Here is a 19953-nt window from a genome sequence, read left to right on the forward strand (position 1 = left end):
ACCCTGGTGTGCGAATTTCTGGAACATCCCACTACGTCACTGCCATCACACTGCCCATACCATGCTCTCAGATTGGAAACACCGCCCCACTCATCGCCGTGTCTGGGCCCTGGCCGGGCCAATGATTTTGTCGAATATTTCCGTGCCTCTGGTGGCGCTGGTCGACAGTGCGGTCATCGGCCACCTGCCCCATGCCCACCAACTGGGTGCAGTGGCGGTCGGCAGTAGCCTGTTTACCTTGTTGGCCTGGATGATGGGCTTTCTACGCATGGGCTCTACCGGTTTCGCCGCCCAGGCGGCCGGCCGCGGCGATGGCGCGGGCCTGCGCCAGGTGATGGCCCAAGGGCTATTGCTGGCGGCTGCGCTCGCTTGCGTGTTGGGCGCGCTGGCCGTGCCGTTCAGCGAGTTGGCCCTACGCTGGATGAACCCCTCGGCCGAACTTAACGCCAGCACCCTGGCGTTTTTCCATACCCGCTTGCTGGCATTGCCGGCTACCTTGGCCAATTATGCGCTGGTAGGTTGGTTCCTCGGCACCCAGAATGCCCGCGCGCCATTGTGCGTGATGCTGATCACCAATGCCCTGAACATCGTGCTCAACCTATGGTTCGTACTGGGCCTTGACCTGGGGGTAGTGGGTTCGGCGCGGGCCTCGGTGATCGCCGAATGGGCGGCGCTCGCGCTGGGCCTGCTGCTGGCCCGGCCGGCGTTGCGGGCGTACCCGGGGCGGGTGGACTGGGCAGCACTGCGCCGGTGGCATAATTGGCGGCCGCTGCTGGGCGTGAACCGCGATATCTTCCTGCGCACGCTGGTACTGCAAGGGGTGTTTTTTCTGATCACCGTGCAGGGTGCACGCCTAGGCGACGCCACGGTGGCGGCCAACGCCCTGCTGCTCAATGGCCTGACGCTGATCGCCCAAGCCCTCGACGGCCTGGCCCATGCGGTCGAGGCGCTGTGTGGCCGTGCCATTGGCGCCCGTGACCGCGACGGGTTGCGCCGCGCCCTGGTGGTCAGCGCCGGCTGGTCATTGCTGGCCAGCGTTGCCTTTGCGCTCGGCTTCGCACTGGCCGGGGGCTGTTTCATCCGCTTGCAAACCAACATTCCCGCCGTGCTTGAAGTGGCCGATGCGTACCTGCCGTACCTGGCGTTGCTGCCGCTGGTGGCGGTGTGGAGTTACCTGCTGGACGGGTTGTTCATCGGCGCCACCCGCGCCCGCGAAATGCGCAATGCCATGCTGGCGACCGCTGTGCTGGCCGCGCCCCTGGCGTGGCTGACCCACGGCCTGGGCAACCACGGGTTATGGGTGAGTTTTCTAGGTTTCATGGCGCTGCGTGCGCTGACCCTGGCTTGGCTGGGCTGGCGCCTGCAGCAGCGCGGCGCATGGCTGGCGGCGGGCCATTGACCCGCCACGCGTGGCCTGCGCTGTGGTTCAGGAAGACAGATATGACGAGCGGGTCAAGCCCAGGCGCAGCGCGTCGAGGTATTGGGTGCGCTCGCGAACACTGATGTTGGCGCTGGCGACCTTGTCGCGGTAGTGGGTCATCAATTCCTCGGGTGATAAGTGCACATAGCGCAGCATGTCTTCGATGGTGTCGTGGGTTTCGATACCGGCGTGGTACACGCTACCGCTAGGGGTTTGGTAGATATTCACCGAGTCGGTATCACCGAACAGGTTGTGCATGTCACCGAGAATTTCCTGGTACGCCCCCACCAGGAACACCCCTAGCAGGTAATCCTCGCCCTCGCGCAGCGCATGCACCGGCAGGCTGGTTTCGATGCTTTGCTCGTCGACGTATTGCTTGATCTTGCCGTCGGAGTCGCAGGTCAAATCCTGCAGCACCGCACGGCGCACCGGTTCTTCATCCAGCCGATGCAGTGGCAGGATCGGCAGCACCTGGCCGATTGCCCAGGTGTCGGGCAGGCTCTGGAACACTGAAAAGTTGCAGATGTATTTGTCGGCCAGTTTATCGTTGAGCTCGTCGAGAATCACACGGTGCGAGCGCTGGCGGGCCTTGAGCATGTTATGCAGCTTGCGGCACACGGCGAAATAGCACTGTTCGGCCAATGCCTTCTGCGCCAACGTCACCTTGCCGTCGGCGTACTGCGCGGCAATGTCGCCGATGTAATGGGTGGCGCGCCAGTAGGTTTCGGTGACCATTTCAGGGTCTATGGGGCCGAGCAGGTCCACCAGCCACTGCAGGGTCGCGGGCAACTCCTGCAGGCCGTCGAGTTGTGGCACCTCATCGTTGTGTCGCTCCACGTCGGTCACCTGCATCACCAACAGGGCATGGTGGGCGGTGAGCGCGCGGCCGCTTTCGGAGAAAATATGCGGGTGCGCGATACCCTGCGCATCGCAGAACTCCTTGAGCATGCCCACCACCACGCCGGCGTAATCTTCCATGTCGTAATTGATGGAGCTGGCATTGCGCGAATGGGTGCCGTCGTAATCGACGCCAAGGCCACCGCCCACATCGATGTGATCGACCGGCAGGCCAAGGGCGCGCAGTTCGCCGTAGTACCGTATCGCTTCCCTGAAGCCCTGCTGGTAGTCGGCAAGGTTGGCAATCTGCGAGCCCATGTGAAAATGCAGCAGGCGGATGCCTTGGTCCAGTTCAGCGGCGCGGAACCGCTCCACCACCGAAATCAATTGGGCCGCGGACAAGCCGAATTTGGATTTCTCACCGCCGGTGTCGGCCCATTTGCTCGACGCCAACGACGACAACCGAACCCGCAGCCCCACCTGCGGTTTAACCTTCAGCTCGGCCGCCTCTTCGATCACCAGGGCCACTTCAGACTCTTTTTCGATCACGATGAAGACGTTGTGGCCAAGCTTTTGCCCAATCAGCGCCAGGCGGATGAATTCGCGGTCTTTGTAACCGTTGCAGACGATAGTGCCGCCTTTCGGGGCCAAGGCCAGCACGGCCAGCAACTCTGGCTTGGAACCGGCTTCCAGGCCAATGGACACGTTCTGGGTGGCGATGATGTTTTCGACCACCGCCTCCTGTTGGTTCACCTTGATCGGGTATAGCGCAGTGTAGTGGCTTTGGTATTCGAGCCGGGCGATACTGGCGTCGAACGCACCGGTCAGTGCACGCACCCGGTGCTGGAGAATATCCGGAAAGCGCACCAACAGCGGCAACGACAAACCACTTTTACGCAGGTCTTCTACTTGCTCGAACAGGTCGATGGCCGGGCTTTCAGGGCCATTGGGGCGTACCTCGACGCGGCCGGCCTCATTGATCGCGAAATAACCCGCGCCCCAATGTCGGATCCCGTACATTCCGCGGCTGTCGGCCACGGTCCATTGGCTGCCATCGTCTTTGCGTGTGCGTCGAACGGACATCGAAGCCCCCTGTGGTGAGGTGCAAAGGCGCGCCAAGGCAGGCCCCTGCGACAAAATCGGGAAAGGTATGCAGTGCCGCGGTGCGGGCACCCCGTTTAGCGTTCAGCCGCCGGCCTTCTTGGCCTGAAGGCCCTGCTTGCGCAACTCGCCCAGCAGCAGGTCGACGTGATCGCCCTGGATCTCGATCACCCCATCCTTGAGCGCGCCACCGGTACCGCAACGGCGCTTGAGGCTGCTGGCCAATTCTTTGAGTTGGTCGGGGGGCAACGGTACGCCGCTGACGGTGGTGACGGTTTTGCCACCACGCCCTTTGGTTTCTCGGCGTACCCGGCAAATGCCGTCGCCTTCGGCTACCACGGCTTGCCCACACAGGCATTCACCCACCGGTTTGCCACAGCCGGGGCAAAGCCTTCCTGCGTCGGTGGAATACACGAGGCCGCCGAGGGCGGCGAGGGAGGAGGCTTTTTTGGCCACGGGCATCCTCAAGGTTCGGCACGGTAAAGGTGGCGCAGTGTAACGGCAAACCGGGCCAGTGCTAAGTACACAAACGCGGCATTTTGCCGGGGTTATGCGACAGGTAACGGCGCAGTGCTTCGACCGAGTCGGGGCACCAAGGTTCGCGCCCGGCGCGGGCCAGCACGTCGGTGGGCGGCACGAAGCAGGCCTCGCTGATTTCCTCTGCCTGCAGGTGCAAGGGGCCATCCCACACCGCAGAAAACACCGCGCACCACAAGCGGTTGCCCGGTTGGTCGAAGAAAAACACCCCATGCTCGGCCAGGGGCACACCGCTCACGCCCAGTTCTTCTTCCAGTTCCCGAGCCGCCGAATCCACGTAGCGCTCATCGGCTAGGACCATGCCGCCGGCGGCAGCGTCCCAAAAGCCGGGGTACACCGCCTTGCTCAGGGTGCGCCGGTGCACGCACAGCCGGCCGGCGGAATCGAACAACAAAATGAACGTACCCCGGCCAATCAGCCCGCGTTCGCGCAACTCGGCCCTGGGCAAGGCGCCAAGCGATTGGTCGTGTTCATCGACCCAGGCAATGGTTTCAGCATCGGAGGCCGCGCGGTGCGCGGCCTCCCGGGCGCTATAGTCCATGGGTTAGCCCTGCGAGAGCAATTGGCGCAGGTCGAGCACCGCGGCGTTGGCGCGCGACAGGTAGTTGGCCATCACCAACGAATGGTTGGCGAAAATACCGTAGCCACTGCCGTTAAGTACCATCGGGCTCCACAAGGGCTCTTGCGCGGTTTCCAGTTCACGGATGATCTGGCGCACGCTCAACGCGGCGTTCTTCTTGGCCAGCACGTCGGCGAAGTCCACCTCGACCGCGCGCAGCAGCAGCGACAGGGCCCACGCTTGGCCGCGGGCCTCATAGAACACGTTGTCGATCTTCAGCCACGGGGTTTCTTCGTACTCTTCATCGAGCTGCGCCACCTGCCCCGGCACCACGGTGTCGGTTTTCGAGGTGGCGTTGAGCTTGACCCGCCCAACGCTCGCCGACAGGCGCTGCGACAATGAGCCAAGGCGGGTGGATACATCGCCCAGCCAGTTGTTGAGGTTGTCGGCGCGGGCATAGAAGAACGCGCCCTTCTGCTCAGGCGAAGCCAAGCGCTTTTCGTAGTTATCGAGCAGGTTGATACCGTGCTGGAACTCCGACTCGCTGGAGGGGAATATCCAGCTCCGGTTATCGAAGTTGAACCGCGGCTCGGCCTGGGCCAAGTCGCTGTCTTCGGCCGATTGCGATTGCGAGCGGGCGAAGTCCTTACGCAATGCGCGGCTCATGTCGCGCACCTGAACCAGCACGCCGTATTCCCAACTGGGCATGTTGTCGAGCCACAGGCCCGGCGGGAAGCGATCGTTGGAGAGGTAGCCACCCGGCTTGGTCAACAGGGTGGTGGCCACGGCCTTGAGGGTTTCGACGGTGGTATAACCCGCCACCATCTGGCGGCCGTCCCGCTGCGCAGCGGCCTGGGCATTCTGCTGCACTTGGAACAGGCTCGGCTCGCGGCTCCAGTAAATCCCCAATATGATTGCCACCAGTAGGTATAGGCCCACCACACCGATCGCCGCCCGGCTGAGCAACCGCGTTGTAACGTGGCCATCCGGGGCTTTCCCGGCGGTACTCTCGCGGGGCTGGGCGGTGTCGCCGGTGCCTGTGCGTTTTTTCCAATCCAGCATGGCAGGGTCCTTGTACAGGTGCATTTCAACAGGGTTCGACCGCAGCACCGCTGCAAGTTGCATACGGCCAACGCCGCTGCGCACTATAAAGCATCGTTACCTCGGGTGTTGTGCCGGAAACGACCTAGTGCGGTGTTGCTGCACCCTTTCGCCGGTGTCTTTATGCAGCCGGCGTGCGTTCCCGTCTTGGCCATAGCCCTGCTATGGCTCGTCACGGCGCCTTGCCCAACGGCCATATTCACACGTCAATGCGTCCGCGCAATTGTGAAACACTCCACCCGCTTGCTCAGCGAATGTGAAGAAACATGACGTATGACACGCTACTGACGGCCCACGGCTGATAGCATAGAGCCACTACTCTAGGCGTTATCGGCCGTTGCCCATGACTGTACTTCCCGACAGCACCCATGCCCGGCTGCACCGGCATTTTGCGCAACGCATCGCCCACCAGGCGCGTGAGTTGCTGGCGATCTGGCAACGCCTTCGGGAACATCCCTGGGGGGCGGCAGAGCATGCCGCGCTGGAGAGCGCCAACCAGCGCCTGGCGCGCAGCGCCGAGCGCCTGGAGCAGGTCGAATACCTGCTACTGGCCATGGCACTGGCGCAAACGCTGCAATGCGCCCGCCAGGAAACCAGCCCCAATGCCGACATCGTGGCCGAACTCGACCGCCTGATGCATAAGCTCTCGCGCAGCGCCTTGCGCCATGACGATGTATTGGCCAACACGCCCCTACCGCTGAGCCCGGCGCCGGTGTATCTGTTACTCAAGAACGCTGCCCAAGCCGAGCAGTTGGCCGACCAGCTTGAAACCTTTGGTGTGGCGGCGATCGCCTTGGGCAGCTATGCCAGTGCCCAGGCAGCCTTGCACACCCAACCGCCCTCGGCGCTGCTGGTGGATGTGGACTTCCAGGGCAACCTGGAGGGCTTGGCGGTGGCACAGCGCCTGATTGAGCAACTGCCCGTCGCCGCCCCGCTGCTGTTCTACCGTTTCGAAGAAGCCGATACCGCCACGCGGCTGGCCGCCGTGCGCGTTGGCGGCCGGGCGTTCATCAATGCCGCATTGGAGGCGCCGCGGCTGCTCGAAACCCTCGAAAGCCTCGCCCAAGTGGCTCGCTATGCACCGTACCGAGTATTGGTGATAGACGACTCGCCAGCCCAAGCCCGGCACACCGCACGCATGCTCGGCAATGCCGGTATCCTGGCCCGGCCGCTAAGCGACCCGATGCGCACGTTTGCCGAAATCGCCGAGTTCCAACCGGACCTGCTCTTGCTGGACCTCTACATGCCCCATTGCAGCGGGCCGGAGCTGGCCCGGGTAATTCGCCAGAACGAACGCTACATGGGCCTGCCGATTATTTACCTCTCGGCCGAGCAAGACCTGGACAAACAACTGGACGCATTGACCGACGGGGGCGACGACTTCCTGGTCAAGCCCGTGCGCTCCCGGCAGTTGATCACCACCGTGCGCAACCGCGCCGAACGCGCACGCCAGCTTGGCGCGCGAATGGTTCGCGACAGCCTGACCGGGTTGTTCAACCACACCTACATCCTGCAACAACTCGACGACTGCATCACCCGGGCCCAGCGCGACGGCCAGCCGCTGTGTTTTGCCATGCTCGACATCGACCACTTCAAGAAGGTCAACGACACCCACGGCCACCCCATGGGTGACCGGGTGATCAAAAGCCTGGCGCTATTTCTGGGCCAACGCCTGCGCAAAACCGATTTCATCGGCCGCTACGGCGGCGAGGAATTCGCCATTGTAATGCCGGCCACGGAATTGGCCGCCGCCAGCGAGGTGCTGGACGACATCCGCCAGCGCTTCGCGGGCATTCTCTACCCCGCCGCGCCACAAGACCTGCGCTGCACATTCAGCGCGGGCGTGGTGCAAATGAGCGAAAAAACCGACAGCCTGGTGCTCGCCGCACTGGCTGACGACGCCCTTTACCGCGCCAAGGCCCAAGGGCGCAACTGCGTGGTGGCTGCGGGTTGACGCTGGTAGGCCGAACGATCCTTAATCGGCACTTATAGAAGCGGCCGCTATGATGCGGCGGTTCTTCAGCAACAGAGAGTGCCATGCGCCGTTCAATCGTTCTTTTACTGCTATGCCTGGCGCTGCCTGCCAGCGCCGACCTGCTCGGCAACCGCCCCAGCATTGGCCTGGGCGCCCCGCTGGACAACAGCAGTTCATTTCTGCCGGTCGAACGGGCCTTCGAGGTCAGCCAGGCCGACAGCGACCCCGGCACTATCAAAGTGCGCTTCGTCGCCGCCGATGGCTATTACCTGTACCGCCACCGCTTTCAGTTCCACACCGAGCCGGCCGATATCGGCTTGGGCCCGGCGCAACTACCGGCCGGCGAAGCTAAGCACGATGAATATTTCGGCGATGTAGAGGTTTACCACAACATCGTCGACGTGACCTTGCCGCGCCCCGCCACAGCGGGCGCGGCCTTCACCCTGGTGGTGGGCTACCAAGGCTGCGCCGACAAGGGCCTGTGCTACCCGCCGCAAACCATGCGGCTGAGCATTGCAGCGGTAGCCGATGGCAGCAACGCGCCGCCGGCTGCCGACAGCAGCGCAACCGCCAACGGCCGCGCTATAGCGCCACCGGCGTGGCGCTGGCAAGACCTGGCTCTGTTCCTGCTCGCCGGTTTGGGCCTGACCTTCACCCCCTGCGTGCTGCCGATGCTGCCCATATTGTCGGGGGTGGTGCTGCGCGGCAAGGTTGGCGGCTGGCGGGGGTTTGCGCTGTCGTTGGCCTATGTGTTGCCCATGGCCGTGTGCTTTGCCGTGCTGGGGGCCCTGATGGGGATGTTCGGTGCGGGCATGAACCTACAGGCACGGTTGCAATCGCCCTGGGTATTGGTGCCGTTCTCGCTGTTTTTCGTGGTGTTTGCCCTTGCCATGTTCGGTGCGTTCGAACTGCGCCTGCCGCGTGTGATCGGTGATCGCCTTCATGCCATCGCCCACCGCACCGAGGGCGGTTCCCTGCTGGGCGCCGCCGTACTGGGCGTGCTCTCGAGCCTGTTGGTTTCCCCCTGCGTGTCGGCCCCATTGGCCGGCGCGCTGCTTTACATCAGCGCCAGCGGCGATGCCGTGGGCGGCGGCCTGAAACTGCTCGCGCTGGGCCTTGGCATGGGCGCCCCTCTGCTGCTGGTGGGTACCGGCGGCGCCGCGCTATTGCCCAAGGCCGGCGCCTGGATGAACACGGTGAAGCACGCCATCGGGGTGATGCTGTTAGGCGTTGCGATCGCCCTGCTGGCGAGGGTCGTGCCCGGGCCTGTGGCCTTGTTGCTGGCGGGCGCCTTGGGCGTGGGCACCGGTGTATTCCTCGGTGCGCTGGAGTTCTCTGCCAAGCCCACGCGCCAACGCCTGGCACAAGTGCTTGGCCTGCTGCTGCTGTGTTACGGCCTGGCCTGCTGGGTAGGCGCGCTACAGGGCAACGGTAACCCCTTGCAGCCGTTGGCCAGCCTCGGCCAACGCACGGGGCCCCCCGCGCAAGCCCAAGCCGAGGGGGGGCAAGCCTGGCGAACCGTCACGTCCAGCGCCGAGCTCGATGCAGCCGTGGCCGCTGCCGCCCAGGCAGGCAAACCGCTGGTGCTCGACTGGTATGCCGACTGGTGCATCAGTTGCAAAGTGATCGAGCATGAAGTGCTGCCCGCGCCTGAGGTGGTGAACAAGCTTGCCCCCTACGAGCGTATTCGCTTCGACATGACCGCCAGCAACGACGACCAACGCCAACTACTGGACCGCTACAGGCTATTCGGGCCGCCAGCGATATTGTTTTTCAATGCTCAAGGCAGCGAAGTGGCTGTTGCCCGGGTAGTAGGCGAAACGACCGCGGCGGATTTCGCCGCCATCATTCCGGATGCGGGGCCAGCGCAACCATAGGTAGCTTGAGGCTGCCAGGGCACAGTTTCGTTAATCATGCCGGCTACTGCGGCAAACTGGACATCACCTAGCGTTTTCCGGCATAGTCGCCCCGCGTCGAACAATCACACACGCTAAAGGTACGCCATGTCGCCTCAACGGGCCTCCACCACCCCCCGGCGCCGTTATTTACCGGCCGGGCCGCTCACTCACGTGACGCATCGCCGCCGGTGAGCATCCCACTGTTCGATGCACGCTTTTTGACGTGCAATCACGGACCTATTCGCCGCCACCTCGCCAGGCCACCGGGCTCGCGAGGGGGCTTATTGCCCAGCCTCGGGCTGTGGGCAATGGCTAGCACCTTAATTACCTTGAACCCCTGAAGATCCTTGGGAGTTGATGATTGATGGATATTCGTAAAGTCAAAAAACTGATCGAGCTGCTGGAAGAGTCCGGCATCGACGAGCTGGAGATCAAGGAAGGCGAGGAGTCCGTACGGATCAGCCGCCACAGCAAAACACCCGCGCAACAATACTACGCGCCGATGCCGGCCATGGCCGCAGCCCCTGTGGCGGCGCCGGCCGCAGCTGCCGCACCGGCCGCCGAAGCTACCGCAGGGCCCAAGCTCAACGGCACCGTGGTGCGCTCGCCGATGGTGGGTACCTTCTACCGCAAACCGTCGCCAAGCTCGCCAAACTTTGCCGAGGTGGGCCAAACGGTCAAGAAGGGCGACACCCTGTGCATCGTCGAAGCCATGAAGATGATGAACCACATCGAGGCCGAAATCAGCGGCACCGTCGAATCCATCCTGGTAGAAGACGGCCAGCCGGTTGAGTTCGACCAACCGCTGTTCACCATCGTTTGATCCGCGGAGAGCCTACGATGTTGGAAAAAGTACTTATCGCCAACCGCGGTGAGATCGCCCTGCGGATCTTACGTGCCTGCAAAGAGCTGGGCATCAAGACCGTCGCCGTGCACTCCACGGCAGACCGCGAGCTGATGCACCTGGGCCTGGCCGACGAGTCGGTCTGCATCGGCCCGGCGCCCTCCGCGCAATCGTACCTGCACATCCCGGCGATCATCGCCGCTGCGGAAGTGACCGGTGCCACCGCCATCCACCCCGGCTACGGCTTTTTGGCCGAGAACGCCGACTTCGCCGAACAGGTCGAGAAATCCGGTTTTGCCTTCATCGGCCCGAAGGCCGACACCATTCGCCTGATGGGTGACAAGGTATCGGCCAAGGACGCCATGAAACGTGCCGGCGTGCCGACCGTACCGGGTTCCGATGGGCCGCTGCCGGAAGACGAAGCCCAGGCGCTGCGCATTGCCCGCGAAGTCGGCTACCCGGTGATCATCAAGGCCGCCGGCGGTGGCGGTGGCCGCGGCATGCGCGTGGTGCATGAGGAAAAAGACCTGATTTCCTCGGCCAAGCTGACCCGCAACGAAGCCGGCGCCGCGTTCGGCAACCCAATGGTCTACCTGGAGAAGTTCCTGACCAACCCACGCCACGTGGAAGTTCAGGTGCTGTCCGATGGGCAGGGCAATGCCGTACACCTGGGGGACCGCGATTGCTCACTGCAGCGCCGCCACCAGAAGGTGCTGGAAGAAGCTCCCGCCCCAGGTATCGACGAAACCGCGCGGCGGGAAGTGTTCGAACGTTGCGTGCGGGCGTGTATCGAAATCGGCTATCGCGGTGCGGGTACGTTCGAATTTCTTTACGAGAACGGCCGTTTCTACTTCATCGAGATGAACACCCGCGTGCAGGTGGAACATCCGGTGTCGGAGATGATCACCGGTATCGACATCGTCAAAGAAATGCTCAGCATCGCTGCCGGCAACAAACTGTCGTTCACCCAGGAGCAGGTCATGTTCCGCGGCCACGCCCTGGAATGCCGGATCAACGCCGAAGACCCTCGCACCTTCATTCCCAGCCCCGGTGTCGTGAAGCACTTCCATGCACCGGGCGGCAACGGCGTGCGGGTCGATTCGCATCTGTACAGCGGCTACGCGGTTCCGCCGAACTACGATTCGCTGATCGGCAAGCTGATCACCTATGGCAACAGCCGTGACGAAGCGATGGCGCGCATGCGCAATGCGTTGGATGAAGTCGTGGTGGACGGCATCAAGACCAATATCCCGCTGCACCGCGACCTGACCCGTGACCCAGGCTTTTGCAAGGGTGGCGTGAACATCCATTACCTGGAGCACCTGCTGGCCGAGATGAAAGCCAAGCCGTAGCGGCTGTTAAAGGGTATAAAAAGCACGGCCCGCCGGGCGGGCCGTGCGCTGAATGCCAAGCCAGCGGCCCCGTTCAGGGGCGTAGGCTATAGCCGGCCAATTGGCCTGCCAGGGCCAGCTCGCTGGCCCCTCTGTAGCCGGCACCGCCGAGCTGCAAGGTCCAGGAACCACGTGGGCCAATTCTCATCCAGCCCGGTACCAGCGAGCGGATCGTGCTCGACGTCGTCAGGCCCCTGATCGCCAGCCCGCCGAGTAGCCCCCACGACACGACCAACGCCTGCTCAGCGGCTGCTAAGGTGTCATCGGTTCGCCAAGCCGTGTAAGCGCCCATCAGTGATTTGCCGATAAACCAGGCACTGAAGCCAAGGCTGACCCAACCGCTGACAAAACTCAGTGCCATGGCGTAGTAGAGCCCGACCTTCTTGACCATCGCCCAACGCACCTCAGCACGGCTCAGGGTGGCATCCTCCACGTCTCGAACCACAGCCCGCACCTGGGCATTGAACTCGTCGCGCCAAGACGTGACCCGCTCGCTGCCCTGCAGTGGGTCGGCGGCGCGTTCCCCCTCGGCCATACTGTCGAGCATCCGCGACACCGCAGTGAATTCCTTTACCCGGGCAAACGCGCACAGGTAGCGATGCATGGCCACTGAAAGCCCCTCGGCGAAGCCTTCATAAAGCCGAAGCGGCCGGCCGTCGGGCGCGTCGGGGGTGAACAACCATCGCTGGCCGCCCAGGTCCATGACCCACAGGCCCTGTAGCACATACCCACCCACCGTTAGCCGGTACACACGCTGGTGGTCAGGCGCCTGGAGCGCAGCCAGCAAGGCGGCCAGCGCGTGCTCGCTCAACACGCCCTGTGCATGGGCCTGGTGGCCCAACAGCGAAAATGCCCAGGCGACGCCATTGGCAAAAGCGTCGCGGCGCTGTTCGTAGCCTGGCGCATCGGCCGCCAACACGGCTGCGGCCATTGCCTCGGCATAGGCAGTGCCCAGGTAGGCGCTGCGGATGTACCGCGCCAGGTCGTTCGCCTTCAATGCACTGAGGTCATCGCCAACCGACGACTTAACCGGCGCCCGTTCGTTGTCCAGGCCCGCGTTATCGTCGTAGCCGTGCATGGCCAAGGTGAGCAAGTCTTGGGTGCCATCACCGTTGCCGGCGAAGCTAGGGTCATAGGCAAACAGGATGGTGCTGGGGTCGATATCCTGGGCGATGCCTTTTTCCCTCAAGTAAGGGCCGATGGCCTCCGTCACGCGCCGCCGAGCGAAGTCTTCGAAGGGCTCCAACGCCTTGAAACGCGCCTGGCTCGCCCGTTGGGTCAGCGCGAGGGTTTCGCGCAAATCGTTGATCACGGCCCGGCGCGGTTCGCTGGCGCCCAAGTACCACGGGGGGCAAAATTCCAGGGCGCTGTCTTGCAGCTCCAGGGTTACCTGGCGTTGGGCCAATACCCGAAGCACCTCGGCATAAGCCTGCGGCGGGTCACGGCGGTCGTTGTCCAGTTGCCAATGGCCTGAGTTGTCCTTGGCGCCTAGCAACCGCTGCGCATGGGAGGCGCGCGATGCAGGGGCCAGCTTTGACAACAAAAAACCGCTGCCTTGGTCGTCGGCCAACCACCGGCCCAGCTCTGCCGTGACTGCGCGCGCGCTTGGCAGCTCGATCCATTCCTGGCCATCGGGCTTGCGCGGTGCATACAGGATATAACCCGCGGGATGGTCCGGGCGGTTACCGTAAAAAACCAGCACATCTGCCAGCGGGTGCCCTGGCTCCAGGCTTAACGTGGTCACATGCTCATCCGCTGCCGCTGCGCCGCTGGCGAGGTTACGCACCAACTGGTGGCCCGCCTCGCTCAGATGCCCCTGGAAGCGCGCCAACAGGGCACCGACTTCGACCCGCGCGGCGTGCACGGCGACCAGCGCTTGCAGCACCGTGGCGTCTTCGAGCCGTTTCGCCAACCCTTCCAGGTAACCGGCGCGCGGCTCTAACTGGCCCAGTAGCTCGTTCGCCGAGTCGCCCGGCTGGCGCAGGAACGGGTTAGCCGCCCACACCCGGTTCATGAACGGGTTGGCCGCGAACGGCCCGCGTAGCAGGCAGTCGGTAAGCGACTCGGTGTTTTGCCCGACCAAGCGCCCATCGTCGTATACGCTGCTGACACACAACGCGTCGGGGTCCAGCCAAATACCCGCGGCGCGCAACACCGGGCGCGCCAAGTGCCGGGCAAAGGTTTCGAGCGACGCATACTCACCCAGGCATTGCTCGAACTGCAACTGCGCGCCTACCCACCGTTGCTCGTAGTCTGCCAAGGCTTCGCGGTCGCTGGCCGACAACTGTTGTACCCACCCGCCCCTGCCTACCGTGGCCATCAACGCCCGCTCGCTGTCGTCGGCCAGCCCGTCGGCGGTCAACGATTGGAATAGCCGAGCATTGGCAACCTGCACCCCGTCGAACAATGCCCTGGGCGTAAGCAATACTTGGCCGTGTTCAAGCGGTGCCCATATGTTTTCACGCCACGCTCTCAACCGCGCGACCAACCGCTGCTCCAAGTCGCCGTTTTGCTCGGCACTCGCAGTGGCGAGTACATGCGCCTGCATTGCATCCACGTACTGGCGCAGCATGGCTTCATTGGCCCGCTCGAACAAATGCTGCAACGTAGGTGCCGGCACCTGCGCAAACACGTCCGCGCCCATATCCCCGCCTTCGCCGCTTGGCCCTGCGCTGCCGTCACCGTGGCCGCTGGCGGCAAGCCAATGCCTGACCAACATGCCCAACAAGGCGCACATCGACGCCGTTGATAACCGGGTCACCGGGCTGCCTGGCCCGGCGAGGTCCACGACCCACTGCGCGGCATAGCTTTCGAACGCCACGCAGCGGCGCCGGCAAACCGCAAGCTGGGCCTGCCAACGCCCCAGGCGCCGGGCCACCGCTTGGGCTTGATGTTGAACGTTTACCATCTAACCATCCTCTTTTGCGTAAAACCCCAAGCCTAAAAGGCGCAGCGGCGCGCTTAGAGGTAGCTATTGATCGCCCGGTGACCTTGGCACAAGTAGGTTCATGGCAGCGGGCATGGTGTAAACTGCGCCGCCCTGAAACCTGAGGTAGCCGCCATGCCTTGGCTGCAAGTTCGCCTGGCCATCGGCCCAGAACAAGCCGAAACCTACGAAGACGCCCTGCTGGAGATCGGCGCGGTGTCGGTTACCTTCATGGATGCCGAAGACCAACCCATCTTCGAGCCCGAGTTGAACACCACCCCGCTATGGCGGCACACGCACCTGCTGGCGCTGTTCGAAGCCGACACGGCGGCCGCTGCGGTATTCGCCCACCTGCAATTGCTGACCGAGGCACCACTGCCCGAACACCATGCCGAGGTAATCGAAGACCAGGACTGGGCGCGTAGCTGGATGGACAACTTCCAGCCGATGCGCTTCGGCCGGCGCCTGTGGATCGTGCCCAGTTGGCACCAGGCGCCGCAGCCCGATGCGGTGAACCTACTGCTAGACCCCGGCCTGGCCTTCGGCACTGGCACCCACCCCACCACTGCCCTGTGCCTGGAATGGCTCGACGACCAAGCGCTCAGCGGCCAGCAGGTGCTGGACTTCGGCTGCGGCTCGGGGATACTGGCGATCGCCGCGTTGCTGCTGGGCGCGCAGGCGGCGATCGGCACCGACATCGACGTGCAGGCGCTGGAGGCTTCGCGCGATAATGCCGAGCGTAATGGCATCGATGCGCAGCGCTTTAGCCTGTACCTGCCCGACAAACTGCCGGCGCTGCAGGCCGATGTGCTGGTGGCGAACATCCTGGCCGGGCCCTTGGTGGCGCTGGCCCCGCAGTTGCAAACGCTGGTGCGCCCGAGCGGCTTGCTGGCACTGTCGGGCATCCTTGCCGAGCAAGCTGGGGAGGTGATCAAGGCTTATGAAACAGCCTTTGCTCTCGACCCCGTCGCAGAGCGCGATGGCTGGGTGCGCATCAGTGGCCGGCGCCTGCAATAGGGCCTAAAATGGCCCACCGCTCGAACTGGACCCGCGCATGACCGACAGCTTCGTCACCCAGTGCCCCCATTGCCAAACGCGCTTTCGCGTGAGCTACAACCAGCTCGGCGTCGCACGTGGCGCCGTGCGCTGTGGTGCTTGCAAGCAGGTATTCAACGCGGCCCGGCAATTGCTCGAGCAAAGCGCCACCCAGCAGGCACAGGCCGAACGCCCAACCCCGCTGCCCCAAGCGCAAACTGCCGCGCCCGAGCCGCCAGCTGCGGTGCCCACACCTGCCGCCACGCCGAGCCAACCGACCCACGAAGGCCAATGGGACGCCGCGCAGCTCGAAACGCTGAACCTCGACGCCGAACTGGCGCGCCTGGAACGGCGCCCAGCACCACGCCAGGGCACCGGCCGCGATGGGCTTAGCGCCAGCCGCGATGCCCAGGACGAACACTGGCCGCAGCAACCGTTCGGCAACCATCGCGACGAGGCACTGCCCACAGAAACCGCCTCGGCGGGCGAACCGCCCTTGCTCGACGACGACGCCGCTACGCTCGGTGGCACACCGCCAGCGTTGACGGGCAAGCACGAGCGCACCGAACCGAACCTGCGCGACGAACACCTGCTCGACCTGGAAGACGACCCCCTACAACTGCAATGGCAACGCAGCCGTTCGTCGTTCGGCAAGCGATTGCTATGGGGGCTGCTGTCGCTACTGGCAGCGCTGGGGTTGCTCGGCCAATACAGCTACTACCATTTCGATGAACTGGCACGGCAAGACCAATACCGCCCCTGGTTCCAGGCCCTGTGCCCGGTGGTGGGCTGCAAGGTGCCGTCGAAAGTCGACGTTCGGCAGATCAAAAGCAGCAACCTGGTCGTGCGTAGCCACCCCGACTTCGCCGGCGCCTTGGTGGTAGACGCGATCATCTATAATCGCGCGCCGTTTTCGCAGCCCTTTCCCCTGCTGGAACTGCGCTTCGCCGACCTCAACGGCCAATTGATCGCCAGGCGGCGCTTCAAACCAGCCGAGTACTTGGCTGGCGACCTCGCCGGGCAGGCAGAAATGCCGCCGCAGACGCCGATTCACATCGCCCTGGATATCCTCGACCCGGGCCCAAAGGCGGTGAATTACAGCTTATCGTTTCGCTCGCCAGAGTAACGCCCCGGGTAGCCCTAGGCTTTCAAACTTTTTTTCATAAGCCCCAGCTGTTCAGATTTTATCCAGATTGATCTTTATCTGGTCATCGAGAGCGGGTATTATGCCCTCCCTTTTTCGAACTCCAGGCTTCGTACGAATCCGGCCTTACCACAGGTAAACCTATGTCGGCGGTACGCATCGGCCCCTACACAGTCCCTAATGGCCTGGTCCTTGCACCGATGGCAGGGGTCACCGACCAGCCCTTTCGCCAGTTGTGCCGGCGCCTGGGGGCAGGGCTTGTGGTGTCCGAAATGGTCAGTGCGGACCTGTCACTGTGGAACAGCCGCAAATCGAGCCTGCGCCGCGTGCACGGCGGCGACCCTGAACCACGCGCGGTGCAGATCGCCGGCGGCGACCCGCAAATGCTCGCCGCCGCCGCCCAAGCCAACGTGCAGGCCGGGGCGCAGATCATCGATATCAACATGGGTTGCCCAGCGAAAAAAGTGTGCAACAAGGCGGCAGGTTCGGCCCTGCTCAAGGACCAAGCCCTGGTGGCAAGCATCCTGCACGCGGTCGTCGCCGCGGTGAGCGTTCCGGTTACCCTGAAGATCCGCACCGGCTGGGACCGCGATAACCGCAATGGCATCGATATTGCGCGTATCGCCGAACAAGCCGGGATCAGCGCGTTGGCGGTGCATGGCCGCACCCGGGCCGACTTGTACACCGGCAGCGCCGAATACGACACCATCGCCGCGATCAAGCACGCGGTGTCGATACCCGTGTTCGCCAACGGCGACATCACCTCACCGGAAAAAGCCCGCCACGTGCTGGATGCGACGGGCGCCGACGGCCTGCTGATAGGCAGGGCCGCCCAAGGGCGACCGTGGATTTTCCGTGAAATCGAGCATTACCTGCGCACCGGGGAAAAACGCGCGGCGCCGGGCTTGGATGAAGTGGAACGAATTCTGCTGGAGCACTTGGCCGCGCTGCATGCCTTTTATGGCGATGTGATGGGCGTACGCATCGCCCGCAAGCATGTGGGCTGGTACTTGGCCACGTTGCCGGGCGCCAGGGAGTTTCGCGCCCATTTCAATCAACTGGAAGATAAGCACGCGCAATGCGCCAACGTTTGCGAATTTTTCCGCGAACGGCACGAGAGCCTTGTCACAAAGGACGAAGAGGGGGTGGCCGCATGACGATGATGACCCAGACTTTAGTGAGTGGAACAACGCCCGTGAGCGAGAACGTCAACCTTAAACAGCATTTGATCTCGCCCAGTGAACAAGGGCAGACCTTGCGCGGAAGCGTCGAAAAGGCGCTGCATAACTATTTCGCGCACCTGGAAGGGGCAACGGTCACCGACGTGTACAACCTGGTCCTCTCCGAAGTCGAGGCACCACTGCTCGAAACCGTGATGAACTACGTCAAGGGCAACCAGACCAAGGCCAGCGAAATACTCGGCCTGAACCGCGGCACCCTGCGCAAAAAGCTCAAGCAGTACGACCTGCTCTAGCTTCAGAGAAATTCCGAAAAGGCGACGGCCAAGGGCCGGTCGCCTTTTTTGCTAACCGCTGTGAATGGAACCTGAAATGACCGACCACACCACCCGCCTGCCGATACGCCGCGCCCTGATCAGCGTGTCCGACAAAACCGGCATTCTCGAATTCGCCCGCGAACTCGAAGCCCTCGGTGTCGAGATCCTCTCCACCGGAGGGACCTTCAAGCTGCTGCGCGACAATGCCATCGCGGCCGTGGAGGTGGCGGACTACACCGGTTTCCCGGAAATGATGGACGGCCGGGTCAAAACCCTGCATCCGAAGGTTCATGGCGGGATCCTCGGCCGGCGCGGCACGGATGATGGTGTAATGGCCGAGCACGGGATCAAGCCGATCGACTTGGTCGCGGTGAACCTCTACCCCTTCGAAGCCACCGTCGCCAAGCCCGGCTGCGACCTGGCCAGCGCCATTGAGAACATCGACATCGGCGGCCCGACCATGGTCCGCTCCGCCGCGAAGAACCATAAAGACGTGGCCGTTGTGGTCAACGCCAGCGACTACGCCGCGGTAGTCGACAGCCTCAAGGCTGGCGGCCTCACCTACGCGCAGCGCTTCGACCTGATGCTCAAGGCATTCGAACATACCGCCGCCTACGACGGCATGATCGCCAACTACCTCGGCACCATCGACCAGGCCGCCGCCACCCTTGGCACGCAAGGCCGGGGGGAGTTCCCACGCACCTTCAACAGCCAGTTCATCAAGGCCCAGCAAATGCGCTACGGCGAGAACCCGCATCAACGCGCGGCGTTCTATGTCGAGGCCAAGCCGGCCGAGGCGGGCATCGCCACCGCTGTGCAACTGCAGGGTAAGGAACTGTCGTACAACAACGTGGCCGATACCGACGCCGCGCTGGAATGCGTGAAGAGCTTCACCAAGCCGGCCTGCGTCATCGTCAAGCATGCCAACCCTTGCGGCGTGGCGGTTTGCCCCGACGCCGAAGGCGGCATTCGCCAGGCTTACGAACTGGCCTATGCCACCGACAGCGAGTCCGCGTTTGGCGGCATCATTGCCTTCAACCGCGAGTTGGACGGTGCCACCGCCCAGGCCATCGTCGAACGCCAGTTCGTCGAAGTGATCATCGCCCCCAGCGTCAGCGATGCAGCCCGTGCCGTGGTTGCCAGCAAAGCCAACGTACGCCTGCTCGCCTGCGGCCAATGGGCTGCCGAGCGCGCCCCGGCGTGGGACTACAAGCGCGTGAACGGCGGGCTGCTGGTGCAAAGCCGCGACACCGGCATGATTACCGCCGAAGACCTCAAGGTGGTCACCCAGCGCGCGCCGACCGAGCAGGAAGTCCACGATTTGATCTTTGCCTGGAAAGTGGCCAAGTTCGTTAAGTCCAACGCCATCGTTTATGCCAAGCACCGCCAAACCATCGGCGTAGGCGCCGGCCAGATGAGCCGGGTCAACTCTGCACGCATCGCCGCGATCAAAGCCGAGCAGGCCGGGCTGCAGGTTGAAGGCGCGGTAATGGCGTCGGATGCGTTCTTTCCGTTCCGCGATGGCATCGACAACGCCGCCAAGGCCGGCATCCGCGCGGTGATCCAGCCGGGCGGCTCGATGCGCGATGCCGAAGTGATCGCAGCGGCGGACGAGGCGGGCATTGCGATGGTCTTCACCGGCATGCGCCATTTCAGGCATTGATTGCGGCCGCACTGCCTCGGGTTCTGC

General features: G+C 63.6%; 15 protein-coding genes. 10 read left to right on the forward strand and 5 right to left on the reverse strand.

The genetic code is table 11. From position 1 onward, the window contains the following. Positions 1-61: 61 nt before the first annotated feature. Positions 62-1399, forward strand: coding sequence for an MATE family efflux transporter (locus HAQ05_RS22730; protein WP_190424857.1), 1338 nt, complete (start codon positions 62-64; stop codon positions 1397-1399). 27 nt (positions 1400-1426) lie between these two features. On the opposite strand, the gene speA is transcribed toward HAQ05_RS22730, so the two are convergent. The 4 genes from speA to HAQ05_RS22750 form a co-directional block, all read right to left on the reverse strand. Next, entirely contained in the window at positions 1427-3340 is a 1914-nt protein-coding gene (speA, locus tag HAQ05_RS22735; protein WP_190424859.1) for an arginine decarboxylase, read from the reverse strand. Between the two features lie 102 nt (positions 3341-3442). Further along, positions 3443-3814, reverse strand: a complete 372-nt coding sequence (locus tag HAQ05_RS22740; protein ID WP_190424861.1) for a translation initiation factor Sui1 — start codon at positions 3812-3814, stop codon at positions 3443-3445. A gap of 61 nt (positions 3815-3875) precedes the next feature. Continuing rightward, positions 3876-4436 (reverse strand): NUDIX hydrolase YfcD, encoded by a 561-nt coding sequence (yfcD, locus tag HAQ05_RS22745; protein WP_190424863.1) that lies wholly within the window; start codon positions 4434-4436, stop codon positions 3876-3878. Positions 4437-4439: 3 nt separating this feature from the next. Continuing rightward, positions 4440-5516: a DUF2333 family protein gene (locus HAQ05_RS22750; RefSeq protein WP_190424865.1), complete on the reverse strand. Its 1077-nt coding sequence runs from the start codon at positions 5514-5516 to the stop codon at positions 4440-4442. A 382-nt stretch (positions 5517-5898) separates the two neighbouring features. Between HAQ05_RS22750 and HAQ05_RS22755 the strand changes: the two genes are divergently transcribed. The 4 genes from HAQ05_RS22755 to accC all read left to right on the forward strand — a co-directional run bounded on the left by HAQ05_RS22755 (position 5899) and on the right by accC (position 11624). After that, positions 5899-7509 carry a diguanylate cyclase gene (locus HAQ05_RS22755; protein WP_190424867.1) on the forward strand — a complete coding sequence of 537 codons (1611 nt, stop codon included), beginning with the start codon at positions 5899-5901 and terminating at the stop codon, positions 7507-7509. Between the two features lie 83 nt (positions 7510-7592). Further along, positions 7593-9407 carry a protein-disulfide reductase DsbD gene (gene dsbD, locus HAQ05_RS22760; protein WP_190424869.1) on the forward strand — a complete coding sequence of 605 codons (1815 nt, stop codon included), beginning with the start codon at positions 7593-7595 and terminating at the stop codon, positions 9405-9407. Between the two features lie 385 nt (positions 9408-9792). After that, positions 9793-10251: an acetyl-CoA carboxylase biotin carboxyl carrier protein gene (accB, locus tag HAQ05_RS22765; RefSeq protein WP_190424872.1), complete on the forward strand. Its 459-nt coding sequence runs from the start codon at positions 9793-9795 to the stop codon at positions 10249-10251. Between the two features lie 17 nt (positions 10252-10268). Then, a complete protein-coding gene (gene accC / locus HAQ05_RS22770; protein WP_190424875.1) occupies positions 10269-11624 on the forward strand; it encodes an acetyl-CoA carboxylase biotin carboxylase subunit in 1356 nt (451 codons plus the stop codon). 73 nt (positions 11625-11697) lie between these two features. Here accC and HAQ05_RS22775 read toward each other — a convergent pair whose 3' ends face one another. Further along, positions 11698-14571, reverse strand: coding sequence for a dermonecrotic toxin domain-containing protein (locus HAQ05_RS22775; RefSeq protein ID WP_190424878.1), 2874 nt, complete (start codon positions 14569-14571; stop codon positions 11698-11700). 153 nt (positions 14572-14724) lie between these two features. Between HAQ05_RS22775 and prmA the strand changes: the two genes are divergently transcribed. The 5 genes from prmA to purH all read left to right on the forward strand — a co-directional run bounded on the left by prmA (position 14725) and on the right by purH (position 19926). Further along, positions 14725-15606, forward strand: coding sequence for a 50S ribosomal protein L11 methyltransferase (gene prmA / locus HAQ05_RS22780; RefSeq protein WP_190424881.1), 882 nt, complete (start codon positions 14725-14727; stop codon positions 15604-15606). Positions 15607-15643: 37 nt separating this feature from the next. Then, a complete protein-coding gene (locus HAQ05_RS22785) occupies positions 15644-16750 on the forward strand; it encodes a DUF3426 domain-containing protein (protein WP_190424884.1) in 1107 nt (368 codons plus the stop codon). Between the two features lie 161 nt (positions 16751-16911). After that, positions 16912-17925, forward strand: coding sequence for a tRNA dihydrouridine synthase DusB (gene dusB, locus HAQ05_RS22790; protein WP_190424887.1), 1014 nt, complete (start codon positions 16912-16914; stop codon positions 17923-17925). Further along, positions 17922-18242 (forward strand): DNA-binding transcriptional regulator Fis, encoded by a 321-nt coding sequence (gene fis / locus HAQ05_RS22795; RefSeq protein ID WP_190424890.1) that lies wholly within the window; start codon positions 17922-17924, stop codon positions 18240-18242. The genes dusB and fis overlap by 4 nt, the downstream gene beginning before the upstream one ends. A 76-nt stretch (positions 18243-18318) precedes the next feature. Then, entirely contained in the window at positions 18319-19926 is a 1608-nt protein-coding gene (gene purH, locus HAQ05_RS22800; protein ID WP_190424893.1) for a bifunctional phosphoribosylaminoimidazolecarboxamide formyltransferase/IMP cyclohydrolase, read from the forward strand. Positions 19927-19953: the final 27 nt, after the last annotated feature.

The sequence above is a fragment of the Pseudomonas typographi genome (assembly GCF_014694385.1).
Classification (GTDB): domain Bacteria; phylum Pseudomonadota; class Gammaproteobacteria; order Pseudomonadales; family Pseudomonadaceae; genus Aquipseudomonas; species Aquipseudomonas typographi.